Here is a 14,089-nt window from a genome sequence, read left to right on the forward strand (position 1 = left end):
ACGCCGAGGCATCCGGGCATTCCGAACGGCGGGCGAATGGATGCTTCAACCGAGCAGTTGCTCGATGCGGTTCTCGGTCGGCATCCGCAGGCCGTCGAGGGCGACGGCGACGACGTCGTCGGCGAGGTGCTCGGCGGTCTCGCGCCCGCCGGGGCGGTACCACTCGACGATCGAGTTGATCATGCCGAAGAGGAGCCGCTCGACCACGCGCACGTCGATGTCGCTGCGGATCGAGCCTTCGGCCTGCGCCTCCGAGACGAGGGCGGTGACGCGCCGGTCGAACGCGCGCCGGCGTTCGAGGGCGCTCCGTTCGACGTCGGTGTTGCCGCGCACGCGGAGCAGGAGCGTGACGTAGGGCAGCTTCTCGACGAGCACGCGTACGGCACCCCGCAGCACGCGGTCGAGCCGGTCGGCGGCGCGACCGCCCGCGGCGTCGGTCTCGTCGATGACCCCGTCGAGGGCGTCGAGTGCGACCGCGAGGGCACGCTCGAGGATCTCGTCTTTCGAGGCGAAGTGGTGGTAGATCGCCGACTTGGACAGGCCGAGGCGCTCGGCGAGCACGCCCATCGAGGTCGCGTCGTAGCCGAACTGGTTGAAGGCCGCGACGGCGATCTCGAGGATCCCGTCTTGATCGTAACCGGGGCGGCCTCTGCGTGCGGCGTGCTGATCAGTCATCCGCCCCAGTTTCGCACTCGAACCGACCGTTCGGTCGGCCACGCGCCCACGGCGCGCCCTCGAGACATCCGCTCGCCCCGCGCTCACTTGTCGCGCAGGTCGTAGACGCGCTTGTACTTGCCCTCGCTGCGGGGAAGCGTGCCGGGCTCTTCGAGCACGACGCCGACCGATGAGCCGATGTGCACCTTGATCTTCTGCTGGAGCACCTCGGCGGCGGCCTGGCACACCTCGATGTCGAGTTCGGGGTGGCGTTCGATGCGCACCGTGAGCGAGTCCATTCGGCCCTTGCGGGTGAGCTCGAGGATGAAGTGCGGCGTGAGCGTCTCGATGCCGAGCACGATCTCCTCGATCTGCGTCGGGAAGAGGTTGACGCCGCGCAGGATGATCATGTCGTCGTTGCGGCCCGTGATCTTCTCGATGCGGCGCATGCCGGAGCGCGCGGTGCCGGGCAGCAGGCGCGAGAGGTCGCGCGTGCGGTAGCGGATGACGGGGAACGCCTCTTTCGTGAGCGACGTGAACACGAGCTCGCCGCGCTCGCCGTCGGCGATCGGCTGCCCGTCTTCGTCGATGATCTCGGGGAGGAAGTGGTCTTCCCAGATGTGGGGGCCGTCCTTCGTCTCGACGGCTTCGCTGCCGACGCCCGGGCCCATGACCTCACTGAGGCCGTAGATGTCGACCGCGTCGATGTTCATGCGGCGCTGGATCTCGCGGCGCATCTCGTTCGTCCACGGCTCGGCGCCGAGGATCGCGACCTTGAGCGACGTCTGCCGCGGGTCGACGCCCGCCTCGACCATCGCGTCGGCGATCGTCAGCAGGTAGCTCGGCGTGCACATGATCGCGTCGGGCTCGAAGTCGGTGATGAGCTGCACCTGACGGGCCGTCTGGCCGCCCGACATGGGGATGACGGTCGCGCCGAGCTTCTCGATGCCCGCGTGCGCGCCGAGTCCGCCCGTGAAAAGGCCGTAGCCGTAGGCGTTGTGCACCTTCATGCCGGGGCGCACGCCCGCGGCGCGGAGCGAGCGCGCGATGAGGCTCGCCCAGCGGTCGAGGTCGCCTGCCGTGTAACCGACGACGGTCGGCCGGCCGGTCGTGCCGCTCGAGGCGTGGATGCGCGCGACCTGCTCCATGGGCACGGCGAACATGCCGAACGGGTAGGTCTGGCGGAGGTCTTCTTTGGTCGTGAAGGGCAGCTTCGCGACGTCGTCGAGCGAGCGGATGTCTCGGGGGTGCACGCCTGCGTCGTCGAACTTCTTCGTGTAGAGCGGCACGTTCTCGTAGGCGTGCGCGACCGTCTGCTGGAGTCGTTCGAGCTGGAGCGCCTCGATCTCGGCCCGGCTCAGGCGCTCTTCGGCGTCGAGTTCGTCGGGGCTGGGGGCCTCGATGCCCGAGATGGTCGCCTCGGCGAGCACCTCGACGACGGGCGCTTCGGCGGCGGTCGTGGCGGTGGCGGTGCTCGTGGCAGTCGTGGTGGTGGTCGTCGACATCTTCGTCTCCGGTTCGAACAGCGGTCAGAGGGAACGGTTGGTGGTGATCGAGCGGCCGCGGAACTCGGCGACCTGGTCGCCCGTTTCGTCGACGACCGACACGTCGTAGAGGCCGTTGCGGCCCGAGAGGGCGCGGCGGACGGCGGTGGCGGTGAGCGTCTGACCAGCGACGGTCGACTTCAGGAAGGCGATGTCGGCGCCGGCGGCGACGGTGATGCGTTCGTCTTCATTGCACGCGAGCGCGAAGGCGGTGTCGGCGAGCGTGAAGACGAGCCCGCCGTGGGTGATGTCGAAGCCGTTGGTCATGTCTTCGCGCACCCGCATCGAAGCGACGGCGTAGCCGGGTTCGGCCTGTTCGACGACGATGCCGAGCAGGTTCGAGGCGCGGTCGAGGTGCATGTAGTCGCGCAAAGTGCGCGAGGCGACGGATGCCACGCCGGCATCGTCGTTCGCCGACGCGCGCGCGTCGTGCGTGGACCGGTCGGTCGCGGCATCCGTCATTCGGTGACTCCTCGTTGAGATCTCCAGTTCACCTTGACATTGCCGAGGTGATGAACCGACTATATACTAACTGAACGATCGGTTGGTAATACCGATTTCGGAAGACCCAGGGAGTCGATGATGACCGCACCCGCAGAGCTCACGCTCGTAGGCGATGAAGAGGCGCAGCAGGCGTTCGACGAGCTCATCGAGCGCGATCAGCGCATCGAGCCTCGTGACTGGATGCCCGACGCCTACCGCAAGACGCTCATTCGCCAGATCAGCCAGCACGGGCACTCCGAGATCATCGGCATGCAGCCCGAGGGCAACTGGATCACGCGGGCGCCCAGCCTCAAGCGCAAGGCCATCCTCATGGCCAAGGTGCAAGACGAGGCCGGCCACGGCCTCTACCTCTACTCGGCCGCCCAGACGCTCGGCATCTCGCGCGAAGAAATGATGCAGCAGCTCATCTCGGGCAAGGCCAAGTACTCGTCGATCTTCAACTACACGACCCCGACGTGGGCCGACATGGGCGCGATCGGCTGGCTCGTCGACGGCGCCGCGATCTGCAACCAGGTGCCGCTCTGCCGCGCTTCGTACGGCCCGTACGGGCGAGCCATGGTGCGCATCTGCAAGGAGGAGTCGTTCCACCAGCGCCAGGGCTTCGAGATCCTCCTCGAGCTCATGGCGGGCACCGAGGCCCAGCGCGAAATGGCGCAGGCCGCCGTGAACCGCTGGTACTGGCCGGCCCTCATGATGTTCGGCCCGCCCGACGACGAGTCGCCCAACTCGGCGCAGTCGATGGCGTGGAAGATCAAGCGCTTCTCGAACGACGAACTGCGCCAGCGATTCGTCGGCATGCTCGTACCGCAAGCAGAGGTCATGGGCGTCACGCTGCCCGACCCGAACCTCAAATGGAACGAAGAGCGCCAGGCCTACGACATGAGCCCCATCGACTGGACCGAGTTCCACGAGGTGCTCGCCGGCCGCGGCCCCGCCAACCACGAGCGGCTCCGCCGCCGCCGCGAAGCGCACGAAGCCGGCGCCTGGGTGCGCGAAGCCGCCGCCGAATACGCCCGCAAGCAGGCAGAGCGCGCCGAAGGGAAGGTCGCCTGATGTCCACTCCCGGATCGAGCACCGAAGTCGGCGGCGAAGCCTGGCCCCTCTGGGAGGTCTTCGTCCGCGCGGGCCGCGGCCTCTCCCACGTGCACGTCGGCTCGCTCCACGCGCCCGACGACGAGATGGCGATCCGCAACGCCCGCGACCTCTACACGCGTCGCAACGAGGGCGTGTCGATCTGGGTCGTCCCGGCCGACGCCGTCACGACGAGCGACCCCGACCGCAAGGGCGCGTTCTTCGAGAGCCCCGCGGGCAAGAACTACCGGCACGCCGTCTACTACACGAAGAGCGAAGGGGTGAAGCACCTGTGAGTCACGCAGACCTCGAAGACGACGTCCACGGCGACGTCACCGTCGACGCCCTCGACCTCGCCGAAGAGTACACGGGGGCTGCGGCAGGCGCGGGCGCACAGGCATCCGCGGATGTCTCGGCCTACGCCATGCGCCTCGGCGACGACGCCCTCGTGCTCGCCCAACGGCTCGGCATGTGGATCACCCGCGCGCCCGAGCTCGAAGAGGACATCGCGCTCGGCAACATCGGCCTCGACCTCATCGGGCACGCCCGATCGCTCCTGCACTACGCGGGCACGTTCGACGGGCGCAGCGAAGACGACCTCGCCTACTGGCGCGACGAGCCCGAGTGGCGCAACGCATGGCTCTTCGAGCAGCCGAACGGCGACTTCGCCCTGACGATCGCACGTCAGCTCGTGGCATCCGCCTACCTCGTCGAGCTCTACCGCGCGCTCGCCGACTCGAACGACGCGACCCTCGCGGCGATCGCAGAGAAGGCGCAGAAGGAGGTCGACTACCACCTCGACCACGCCGTGCAGTGGGTGCTCCGCCTCGCGGGCGGCACCGAGTACTCGCGTGGGCGCATGATCGTCGGCCTTGCCGACACGTGGCCGTACGCGGACGAGCTGTTCCGCGACGACCCGCTCGTCGAGCGGCTGGCGGCGCAGGGGGACGCGCCGCTGCCCTCGACCCTCGTCCCCGGCTTCGACCGCACGGTCGACGCCGTGCTCGCCGAGGCCGGTCTCGACCGACCGACGGGCTTCGTGGCCGCGGGGGGCGGCCGCGAGGGACGCCACACCGAACACCTCGGGCCGCTGCTCGCCGAAATGCAGGTGCTGGCCCGCCAGCACCCGGGAGCGTCGTGGTGACCGGCGAAGCGCTCGTCGACGCGCTCGACGCAGCGCTGCAGCTCGAGGCATCCGCCCGTCCTGTGCCGCTCGCGACCGACGCGCGCCGCGCGTGGGACATCGCCGCGACCGTGACCGACCCCGAGATCCCCGTGCTCACGATCGAAGACCTCGGAGTGCTGCGCGACGTCACGATCGACACCGCGGGCGCGGTGCACGTCACGCTCACCCCGACCTACAGCGGATGCCCCGCGATGGACGCGATGCGCGACGACGTGCTCATCGCGCTCACGCACGCGGGCTACGCCGAGGTCTCGGTCGAGATGGCGCTCTCGCCCGCGTGGACGACCGACTGGCTGAGCGACACGGGTAAAGAGAAGCTCCGCACGTACGGCATCCAGGCGCCGAGCGGCCATGCGCCCGCGCGCGACGCCGGGCCGATCCGGCTCAAGATGGCCGTCAAGTGCCCCCGCTGCGACTCGCTCGACACACGAGAGATCGCCCGTTTCGGCTCGACGTCGTGCAAGGCGCTCTACGAGTGCCGCACCTGCCTCGAACCCTTCGACTACTTCAAGGTGCTGTGATGGCTGCTCGCAACCTGGGATCGACGACGCTCCCGCTCCCCGGGTCGGTCGAGGCCGACGCCGCCGTCGCCGCGGCGTTCTTGAAGAGCGCGGTCGGGGGCGCTTCCGTGCTCGACGAGGACGGCGGGGCGGATGCCTCGCCCAAGCGCCGTCGCGCACGGTTCCACGAGCTCGAGGTCGCCGAGGTGCGTCCGCTCACGGCCGACTCCGTCGAGGTGACCTTCGCGGTGCCGGACGACCTCGCCGACGAGTACGACTACCTGCCCGGGCAGTACGTCGCGCTCCGCCGCGAGATCGAGGGGCAGGAGCTGCGGCGCAGCTACTCGATCTGCCGGCCGCCCGTGCGGGGATCGGTGTCGGTCGCGATCAAGCGCGACCTCGGCGGACGCTTCTCGACGTGGGCGAACAGCGAGCTCAAGGCGGGCGACCGCATCGACGTCATGAGCCCGCAGGGCACGTTCACGTCGACCCTCGCCGACTTCGACGGCAAGCACCTCGTGGGCATCGCGGCGGGCAGCGGCATCACGCCGCTCATGGCGCTCGCCCACACGGTGCTCGCCCGCAGCGCCGACGCGCAGTTCAGCCTGCTCTACACGAACCGGTCGACGCTCGACGTCATGTTCCTCGAAGAACTCGCCGACCTGAAGGACCGCTACCCCACGCGGGTCGCGCTCCACCACGTGCTCTCGCGCGAGCAGCGCACGGCGCCGCTCCTCTCGGGCCGCATCGACGCCGAGAAGCTCGACACGATGCTCGACGTGCTCATCCCGCCGGCGACGGTCGACGAGTGGTTCCTGTGCGGGCCGTTCGAGCTCGTGCAGCTTGCACGCGACACCCTCGCCGCGCGCGGCGTGCCCGCCTCGCACGTGCGGTACGAGCTCTTCACGACCGATTCGTCGAACGCCGAACCGCGGCACGGCAAGCCCGTCGTCGTGGCGAAGGGCGAGAAGACCTTCGCCATCGAGTTCACTCTCGACGGGCAGTCGGCGACGGTCGAGAGCCCCGTGTCGGCGAACGAGTCGATTTTGAACGCGGCGCTCCGCGTGCGGCCCGACGTGCCGTTCGCGTGCGCGGGCGGCGTGTGCGGCACGTGCCGTGCGCGCGTCATCGACGGCAGCGTCTCGATGAGCGAGAACTACGCGCTCGAACCCGACGAGGTCGAGGCGGGGTACGTGCTCACGTGCCAGTCGCACCCCAAGACCGAGCGCATCGTCGTCGACTACGACGTGTGATCGCGGCAGGCGCCGCGTGAAGGGACATCCATGATCGACATCTTCATCGGCGAGGGCGTCGCCGAGATCGCGCTCAACGCCCCTGAGAAGCTCAACGCGCTCGACGAGCACGCGATCGGCGAGCTCGACGAGGCGTACGCCGAGGTCGGGCGGTTCGCCGAGACGGGTGTCGTGCGCGCCGTCGTGCTGCGCGGTGAAGGCCGCGCGTTCTGCGCGGGCCGCGACATCTCGGGCGTCGATCCGCGCGAAGACGACGTGCTCGGCTTCCTCGGCGGTCGCGTCGAACCGCTCCTGCAGCGCATCGCGAGCGTGCCCGTGCCGACGTTCGCGGTCGCGCACGGTGCGTGCCTCGGCGTGGGCCTCGGCCTCCTCATCGCGAGCGACATCGTCTTCGTCGCCGACACCGCGAAGATCGGCTCGCCGTTCGCGAACCTCGGCGCGACCCTCGACTCGGGCGGCCATGCGCTCTTCGTCGAGCGGCTCGGGCCGCACAAGACGATGGATCTCATCGTCACCGGGCGCCTGATGTCTGGCGACGAGGCGGTCAGGTCGGGCCTGTTCTCGCGCGTCTTCCCCGCCGATGGGGTGCTGGATGCCACGCGCGACGCCGCACGCACGGCCGCCCGCGGCGCGACCCAGGCGTTCGTCGCCTCGAAGCGGCTCGTCGCCGCCCTCCGCGACGACCGGCTCGGGCTCTGGGCCTCGATGGCCGAGGAGAACCGCGCGCAGGCGGCACTCTGCGACACCGCCGACTACCGCGAGGGCTTCGCCGCCTTCCAGGAGAAGCGCCGCCCCGAGTTCACCGGGCGCGGCTGAGCCCCGCCCGTTTCCGCTCGTCCGGCCTTTCCCGGTCGCGCCGTGAGGACGGCAACCGGGCAATCTCGCCCCACGGTTCCCCAGGTTGGCGTCCTCACACGAGCGCGCGGGTGGGAGAGAGGCGGACGGGTCGGCTGGGCGGGCGAATCGGAACAACGAAGAGCGGGCAGCGCAGCGCTCAGTCGTCGGCGTGCGCGGCGATGTCGCGGCCGAGGTCGTCCTCGATGAGCAAGTCGCGGCGCACGTGGAGCGTGCGGTACGCCGATCGGCCGAGCATGTGCGCCGTCATGGGCTGGGTGAGCAGCTGAAAGACCATGATGAGCACGGCGGTCGACGCGACCCCCCACGTGGGGTTCCGCACGAAGATCGCGAGGAGCACGGTCGCGAGGCCGAGCACCTGCGGCTTGGTCGCCGCGTGCAGGCGCGTGAGCACGTCGGGGAACCGCACGATGCCGAACCCGGCGGCCATCGAGAGGAACCCGCTCACGAGGATGAGCAGGCCGGCGAAGACTTCGAACGCGGTGTTCACGAGACATCCTGCTTCGCCATGAACCGCGCGATCGAGATCGAGCCGACGACCGCGAACATCGCGAGCACGAGCAGCACGACGAGGGTGTCGGTGTGCCGGTTGATCGCCATCTCGGCGCCGAGGCCGCACATGGCGATCGCGAGCAGCACGTCGGTCGCAAGCGCCCGGTCGAGGATCGAAGGGCCGCGGATGATCCGCCAGATCGCCGCGAGCGCGCCGATGCCGAACATCGCCCCGGCGGCGATGCTCACGATCTGCAGGAAGGTCATGAGGTTCCCTTCTGAGCGGCGCGCCGCGCCCGCCGTTCGGCGCGGATCGACTCGGCCTGTTCGTGCGTGCCGATCGCGAGCACGATGCGCTCCTCCGTGCCGAGGACGTTGCGGCGTGTCCGGGCGATGTCGGCGCGCGTGCGCGTGCCGAGCGCGTGCAAATAGAGGAGGCCGCGTTCGCGGTCGATGTCGACGACGACGGTGCCGGGCACGACCGAGATCGCCTCGGCCGTCAGGGTCGTGATGAAGTCGCTGCGGGTGAGCAGTTGCACGGCGATGATCGAGTTCATGGGCTTCCACCAGGGATTGATCGCGGTGAGCGCGACCTGGATGGATGCCACGACGACGTCGAACGCCATGCGGACGCCGAGGAGCAGCCCTCGCCACGGATTGAACCGCCCCGACAGCAGCACGGGAGGCAGGTAGAGGGCGCGCGTGACGGCGATCGCGAGCGCGATGCCCGTGACGACCGTGAGCACGTCGACGTGATCCCACAACAGAATCCACAGCACGACGAGTGCGACGAGGAGCGGCAGCTGCCTCCACAGCGAGCGCCAGAAGACGGGCTCGTGGCCTTCCGCCCGCGAGAGCCTCGTCGTCGTGCGCGCGTTCATCGGATGCCTCCCGGGAAGACGAGCCCGATGTACACGACCGGATCGACCAGCCCGGCCGCTGCACGGCCCGCGAGGTCGAAGAGCGGCCCTGCGAACACGGTCAGCAGGAGCGTCACGGCGACGAGCGCCGCGGTCGCGGCGAGCATGAGCACGGGAGCGGAGCGGGTCGCGGTGCGCGTCGCGGTCGCGACGGGTCCGGATGCCTCGGTGTCGTTCGGCGTCGAGGCCGAGGCATCCGCCCCTGGCCACTCCTGCACCGACCCGAGCAGTACCGAGTGGTACCCGTCGAGTTCGTCGCGACCGCGCCAGAATGCCATGTTCCAGAAGCGCGTGAGTGCGTAGAGGGTGATGAGGGAGGTCGCCGCGCCCGCCCCGATCACGGCCCAGATGAGCCACGCGTGCCCGCCCGGGACATCCGGAGACGACGCGGCCTCGCCGCCCGCGACGAACAGGCCGAGCTTGCCGAGGAATCCCGACAGCGGCGGGATGCCGCCGAGATTCAGCGCCGGGATGAAGAACAGCACGCCGAGGAGCGGCGACGCCCTCAGCAGCCCCGCGAGCCGGTTGATCGACGTCGAACCGCCGATGCGTTCGATGAGGCCCGTCGTGAGGAACAGCGCCGTCTGCACGGTGATGTGGTGCACGACGTAGAAGATCGTCGCCGCGAGGCCGAGCGGCGTCGCGAGCCCGATGCCGAAGATCATGTAGCCGATGTGGCTCACGAGCGTGAACGACAGGAGTCGTTTGATGTCGGCCTGCGTGAGGGCGCCGAGGATGCCGACGAGCATCGTGAGCCCCCCGATCACGAGCAGCAGCGTCGACAGGTCGCTGTCGCTGAAGATGATCGTCTCGGTGCGGATGATCGCGTAGACGCCGACCTTCGTGAGCAACCCCGCGAACACGGCCGTGACGGGTGCGGGCGCCGTCGGATACGAGTCGGGCAGCCAGAACGACAGCGGGAACACGGCCGCCTTGATGCCGAAGGCGAGCAGGAGCAACACGTGCAGGATGAGCTGCACACCGTCGGGCAAGTCGGCGATCCGCGCCGACAGTTGCGCGATGTTCGCCGTGCCCGTCGCGCCGTAGATGAGCGCGATCGCCGACAGGAAGAAGAGCGACGACACGAGGCTCACGATGATGTACGTCACGCCCGCGCGGATGCGCTCGCCCGTGCCACCGAGCGTCAGGAGCACGTACGACGCCGACAGCAGGATCTCGAACCCCACGTAGAGGTTGAAGAGGTCGCCCGCGATGAACGCGTTGAAGACGCCCGCCGACAGGATGAGGTACGACGGGTGGAAGATCGACACGGGCGTCTCGCGGTGCTGGTCGGCGATGCCCTGCCCGACGGCGTACACGAGGACGCCGAGGAGCACGACGGCCGACACGACGAGCATGATCGCGCTCAGCCGGTCGACGACGAGCACGATGCCCCAGGGCGGCTGCCACGCGCCGACCGCGACGACGACGCCCTCGCCCGAGGCATCCACCGTCATGAGCAGCGTCACCGCGATGACGAGCACTGCGCCCAGCACGCTCGCCGAGACGGCCATCTGCGCGCGCCGCTGACGGCCGAGGATCAGGGTCGTCGCGGCGCCGAGGAGCGGCAGCAGGACGACGAGCGGCACGAGGGCCTGGGCGAGGGAAGCCATCGTCATCGGCGCACCGCCTCGGGGTCGGATGTCTCGGGGCCGGATGCCTCGTCGGCGTCGTCCTCTTCGTCGCTCGCCTCGACGACCTCCTGCACCGCCAGGTCGTCGGCCTCCGACGTGCGGAAGAGCTCTTCGGTCTCTTCTGCGTCCTCGGCGAGTTCGAGTTCGTCGTCGACCTCGTCACCCTTGTCGCCGAGCTTCGCGAGCCACCACGAGCGGTAGATGAGCGCGAGCATGAACGCCGTGATGCCGAGGTTGATGACGATCGCGGTGAGCACGAACGCCTGCGGCAGCGGGTCGGAGATCTCGTCGGGGTCGACGCCCGGCGAGAGGATGGGGGCGAGCCCGGGCATGCCGCTCATCAGATAGATGAGGATGTTGACGGCGTTGCCGACGAGCAGGAACCCGACGAGCACGCGCGTGAGGCTGCGCTCGAGCATGATCGTGACGCCCGCGCCGAACAGCACGGCCATCACGAGCAGCAGGGTGAGCGACGCGGTCATGCGGTCACCTCCTCGTCGGCGAGCTCTTCTTCCTGCCGGTCGACCTCGGCGCCGAGCGAGCGCAGGATGTCGAGCACGAGCCCCACGACGACGAGGTACACGCCGATGTCGAAGAGCGTCGACGTGCCGATCGAGAGGGTGCCGAGGAGCGGCACGTCGGCCTCGAACCAGCTCGACTCGAACACCGTGAGTCCGAAGACGAGCGACGACGTCGCGGTGCCGGCCGCGAGCAGGAGCCCTGCGCCGAGCAGGTGTCCGGCGTCGACGGGGGCGGCTTCGCCGAGCTCGTAGCGGCCGCCCGCGAGGTAGCGCGCGACGAGCGCGAGGCCCGCGAGGAGGCCGCCCGCGAACCCGCCGCCGGGCGCGTTGTGCCCGACGAACAGCAGGTAGACCGACACGATGATCGCCGGGTGGAAGAGCAGGCGCACGAGCACCTCGATGAGGATCGAGCGGCGCGTCGGCGAGAGGGTGCGGCCCGCGAGGAGCCAGGTCTGACGCGTCTCGGCGGCCTCCCCCGCCGCATCGGTCTCGTCTTCGACTTCGGCGAGGCTCGGCCGGGCCGCGCGGATCGACGACGCCTTCTCGGGTACCGGGCGCAACCGGTCGCGGCGGTCGACCGTCGCCTCGAGGCGCGGAGCGCCCCCCGTACGGCCCGACACGAACAGGAGGCTCGCGACGCCCGTCGCGACCGCGACGAGCACCGAGATCTCGCCGAGGGTGTCCCACGCGCGGACGTCGACGAGCATGACGTTGACGATGTTCTTGCCGTGCGCCTCGAGGGCGAGCGCGGGCAGGCCCTCGGAGATCGACGGCTCGATGCGAGCGCCGAGGGCGATGAACCCGATGACGGCCATGACGGCTCCCGAGGCGACGCCGATGATGACGCGCACGGTCTTGTGCACGGGCGGATGCTTCGCCGCGATCTTCTTCGGAAGGCGGCGCAGCACGAGCACGAACACCACGAGCACGATCGTCTCGACGAGCGCCTGCGTGAGGGCGAGGTCGGGCGCGCCCGACATGCCGAACAGCACGACGAGCCCGTACCCCGTGACGCTCACGAGGAGCACCGCCGTCATGCGCTGCTTGACGGACGCGGCCGCGATCGCGGCCGCGGCCATGACGATCGCGAGGAACGGCTGCGAGGCGTAGTCCCACAACCGGATGTCGGTCGGCCACGTCGTGTTGAGGATCGCCGAGAGTCCGAGCCCGCCGATGAAGACGAGCAGGATGATGCCGAGGTAGCCCGGCAGGCCCTGGTGCTGGATGGCGTTCGTGACCTTCGCCGCGAACCGGTCGACGGCCGATACGACGTGCAGGTAGCCGCGGCCCGAGTCGATCATGTGCGGCATCGCGGCCTGGAGGCGAGCGACGCGCGCGCGGCCCCACACGAGCAGTGCGCCGAGCGCGTAGACCGCGAGCGAGAGCCACAGTGCGGGCTCGAAGCCGTGCCAGAGGAGCAGGTGCAGGTCGTGGGGGCCCGCGACCGTGTCGGCGTAGGCCGCGAGGAGCGGTTCGATCGCGGGTGCGGCGAAGGCTGCGACGACGCTTGCGGCAGCGAGGAGGGCCGGGGCTGCGACGATCCACGGCGACTCGCGGTGCAGGGGAGTGTCGGCCACCCCGCGCTTGCGGAAGAACGCGCCCCACACGAACCGCACGCTGTACGCGACGGTCAGCACCGACCCGACGAACGCCGCGACGAGCGCGAGGCCCGCCCACGCCTGCAGCGCGGTCGGCTCGGCGGGGTAGGCGACCTCGTAGAGGCTCGCGAAGACCCCCTCCTTCGCGGCGAAGCCGAGGAGGGGCGGCACGCCCGCCATCGAGCCGGCGGCGAGGAACCCGATCGTCGCGACGACGGGCATCCGCCTTCCGAGCCCCGAGAGCTTCCGCCAGTCGCGCGTGCCTGCCGCATGGTCGACGATCCCGACGACGAGGAAGAGCGCGGCCTTGAAGAGCGCGTGCGCGAGGAGGAGCGCGACGCCCGCGAGGGCCGCGTCGCGCGTGCCGAACCCGGTCACGAGCACGAGGAACCCGAGCTGGCTGACCGTGCCGTGCGCGAGCAGGAGCTTCAGGTCGACCTGGCGGAGCGCGCGCCATCCGCCCGCGAGCATCGTGAGCGCGCCGAGGGCGATGACGATCGGATGCCACACGGCGAGGTCGGCGTAGCCCGGCGCGAGCCGCGCGACGAGGAAGACGCCCGCCTTCACCATCGCCGCGGCGTGCAGGTACGCCGACACGGGCGTCGGCGCCGCCATCGCGGCCGGCAGCCAGAAGTGGAACGGCACGAGCGCCGACTTCGAGATCGCCCCGACGAGCACGAGCGCGATGCCCCACTCGCCCGCAGCGCCCGTCACGGGGTTCGCGACGAGTTCGGCGATCGACGTCGTGCCGCCCGCGACCGACAACAGCACGAGCCCGACGAGCATCGCGAGCCCGCCGAACGTCGTCACGGTGAGCGCCTGCAGGGCTGCACCCCTGCTCTCTTTCTTGCCCGTGTAGTGCCCGATGAGGAGGTACGAGAGCACGCTCGTCGCCTCCCAGAACGTGAACATGACGTACACGTCGTCGCTCGTCACGAGCCCGAGCATGACGCCCGCGAACGCGAGCAGGAGGGCCGCGAAGCGGCCGAGCGCGGGCTCGTCGTCGGAGAAGTACCACGTGCAGTATGCGAGCACGAGGGCGCCGACGCCCGTGACGATGAGGGCGAGGAGCAGCGCAAGCGCGTCGAGGTGGAACGTCAGCGAGACGTCCAGTGCGGGGATCCACGGCACCGACTCGACGACGGGCGTGCCTGCGAGCACCGCGGGCATCCACGTGAGCAGCAGTACGAAGACGGCGGCGGGAAGCAGTGCGAGCACGAGGAACACACGACGGCCGAGCAGTCTCGTCAGGAGCGGCGAGATCAGGGAGAGGGCGCCGAAAGCGACGAGGCTGAAAATCATCCAGTCTCCTCACCGCGCCGTCGATCCGTGCGGTCAGTCTACCGGGCGGTCGGAC

15 protein-coding genes are annotated in these 14,089 nt (G+C 69.9%); 6 read left to right on the forward strand and 9 right to left on the reverse strand.

The genetic code is table 11. The features are described from left to right. Positions 1 to 45: 45 nt before the first annotated feature. The 3 genes from ET445_RS05815 to paaI form a co-directional block, all read right to left on the reverse strand. Positions 46 to 675: a TetR/AcrR family transcriptional regulator gene (locus tag ET445_RS05815; RefSeq protein ID WP_129189687.1), complete on the reverse strand. Its 630-nt coding sequence runs from the start codon at positions 673 to 675 to the stop codon at positions 46 to 48. Positions 676 to 758: 83 nt separating this feature from the next. Next, entirely contained in the window at positions 759 to 2,159 is a 1,401-nt protein-coding gene (gene paaK, locus ET445_RS05820; protein ID WP_129189689.1) for a phenylacetate--CoA ligase PaaK, read from the reverse strand. Positions 2,160 to 2,183: 24 nt separating this feature from the next. Continuing rightward, positions 2,184 to 2,660 (reverse strand): hydroxyphenylacetyl-CoA thioesterase PaaI, encoded by a 477-nt coding sequence (gene paaI / locus ET445_RS05825; RefSeq protein ID WP_424922881.1) that lies wholly within the window; start codon positions 2,658 to 2,660, stop codon positions 2,184 to 2,186. Positions 2,661 to 2,780: 120 nt separating this feature from the next. Here paaI and paaA point away from each other — a divergent pair, with 120 nt between their 5' ends. The 6 genes from paaA to ET445_RS05850 are packed head-to-tail and all read left to right on the forward strand — an operon-like array spanning position 2,781 to position 7,528. After that, a complete protein-coding gene (gene paaA / locus ET445_RS05830; RefSeq protein ID WP_165314308.1) occupies positions 2,781 to 3,755 on the forward strand; it encodes a 1,2-phenylacetyl-CoA epoxidase subunit PaaA in 975 nt (324 codons plus the stop codon). Beyond that, entirely contained in the window at positions 3,755 to 4,069 is a 315-nt protein-coding gene (paaB, locus tag ET445_RS05835) for a 1,2-phenylacetyl-CoA epoxidase subunit PaaB (protein WP_129189692.1), read from the forward strand. The genes paaA and paaB overlap by 1 nt, the downstream gene beginning before the upstream one ends. Continuing rightward, positions 4,066 to 4,917, forward strand: a complete 852-nt coding sequence (paaC, locus tag ET445_RS17885) for a 1,2-phenylacetyl-CoA epoxidase subunit PaaC (protein WP_243695348.1) — start codon at positions 4,066 to 4,068, stop codon at positions 4,915 to 4,917. Before paaB ends, paaC begins: the two co-directional genes overlap by 4 nt. 35 nt (positions 4,918 to 4,952) lie before the next feature. Then, positions 4,953 to 5,480, forward strand: coding sequence for a 1,2-phenylacetyl-CoA epoxidase subunit PaaD (gene paaD / locus ET445_RS17890; RefSeq protein WP_279433507.1), 528 nt, complete (start codon positions 4,953 to 4,955; stop codon positions 5,478 to 5,480). Beyond that, positions 5,480 to 6,712: a 1,2-phenylacetyl-CoA epoxidase subunit PaaE gene (gene paaE / locus ET445_RS05845; protein ID WP_129189694.1), complete on the forward strand. Its 1,233-nt coding sequence runs from the start codon at positions 5,480 to 5,482 to the stop codon at positions 6,710 to 6,712. Before paaD ends, paaE begins: the two co-directional genes overlap by 1 nt. 30 nt (positions 6,713 to 6,742) lie before the next feature. After that, on the forward strand, positions 6,743 to 7,528 hold the full coding sequence (locus tag ET445_RS05850; protein WP_129189696.1) for an enoyl-CoA hydratase/isomerase family protein: 786 nt from the start codon (positions 6,743 to 6,745) through the stop codon (positions 7,526 to 7,528). Positions 7,529 to 7,706: 178 nt separating this feature from the next. Here the strand turns inward: ET445_RS05850 and mnhG are convergent, their stop codons facing one another. The 6 genes from mnhG to ET445_RS05880 are packed head-to-tail and all read right to left on the reverse strand — an operon-like array spanning position 7,707 to position 14,034. Continuing rightward, on the reverse strand, positions 7,707 to 8,057 hold the full coding sequence (mnhG, locus tag ET445_RS05855) for a monovalent cation/H(+) antiporter subunit G (RefSeq protein ID WP_129189698.1): 351 nt from the start codon (positions 8,055 to 8,057) through the stop codon (positions 7,707 to 7,709). After that, the gene (locus ET445_RS05860) at positions 8,054 to 8,326 is read right to left on the reverse strand and encodes an MrpF/PhaF family protein (RefSeq protein ID WP_129189700.1); all 273 of its coding nucleotides are present in this window, start codon (positions 8,324 to 8,326) and stop codon (positions 8,054 to 8,056) included. Before ET445_RS05860 ends, mnhG begins: the two co-directional genes overlap by 4 nt. After that, positions 8,323 to 8,940 (reverse strand): Na+/H+ antiporter subunit E, encoded by a 618-nt coding sequence (locus ET445_RS05865; RefSeq protein ID WP_129189702.1) that lies wholly within the window; start codon positions 8,938 to 8,940, stop codon positions 8,323 to 8,325. The genes ET445_RS05860 and ET445_RS05865 overlap by 4 nt, the downstream gene beginning before the upstream one ends. Next, positions 8,937 to 10,598, reverse strand: a complete 1,662-nt coding sequence (locus ET445_RS05870) for a Na+/H+ antiporter subunit D (protein WP_243695349.1) — start codon at positions 10,596 to 10,598, stop codon at positions 8,937 to 8,939. The genes ET445_RS05865 and ET445_RS05870 overlap by 4 nt, the downstream gene beginning before the upstream one ends. After that, positions 10,595 to 11,095 carry a Na(+)/H(+) antiporter subunit C gene (locus tag ET445_RS05875; protein ID WP_129189704.1) on the reverse strand — a complete coding sequence of 167 codons (501 nt, stop codon included), beginning with the start codon at positions 11,093 to 11,095 and terminating at the stop codon, positions 10,595 to 10,597. Before ET445_RS05875 ends, ET445_RS05870 begins: the two co-directional genes overlap by 4 nt. Further along, positions 11,092 to 14,034 carry a Na+/H+ antiporter subunit A gene (locus tag ET445_RS05880; RefSeq protein WP_129189706.1) on the reverse strand — a complete coding sequence of 981 codons (2,943 nt, stop codon included), beginning with the start codon at positions 14,032 to 14,034 and terminating at the stop codon, positions 11,092 to 11,094. Before ET445_RS05880 ends, ET445_RS05875 begins: the two co-directional genes overlap by 4 nt. Positions 14,035 to 14,089: the final 55 nt, after the last annotated feature.

The organism is Agromyces protaetiae (genome assembly GCF_004135405.1).
GTDB lineage: Bacteria > Actinomycetota > Actinomycetes > Actinomycetales > Microbacteriaceae > Agromyces > Agromyces protaetiae.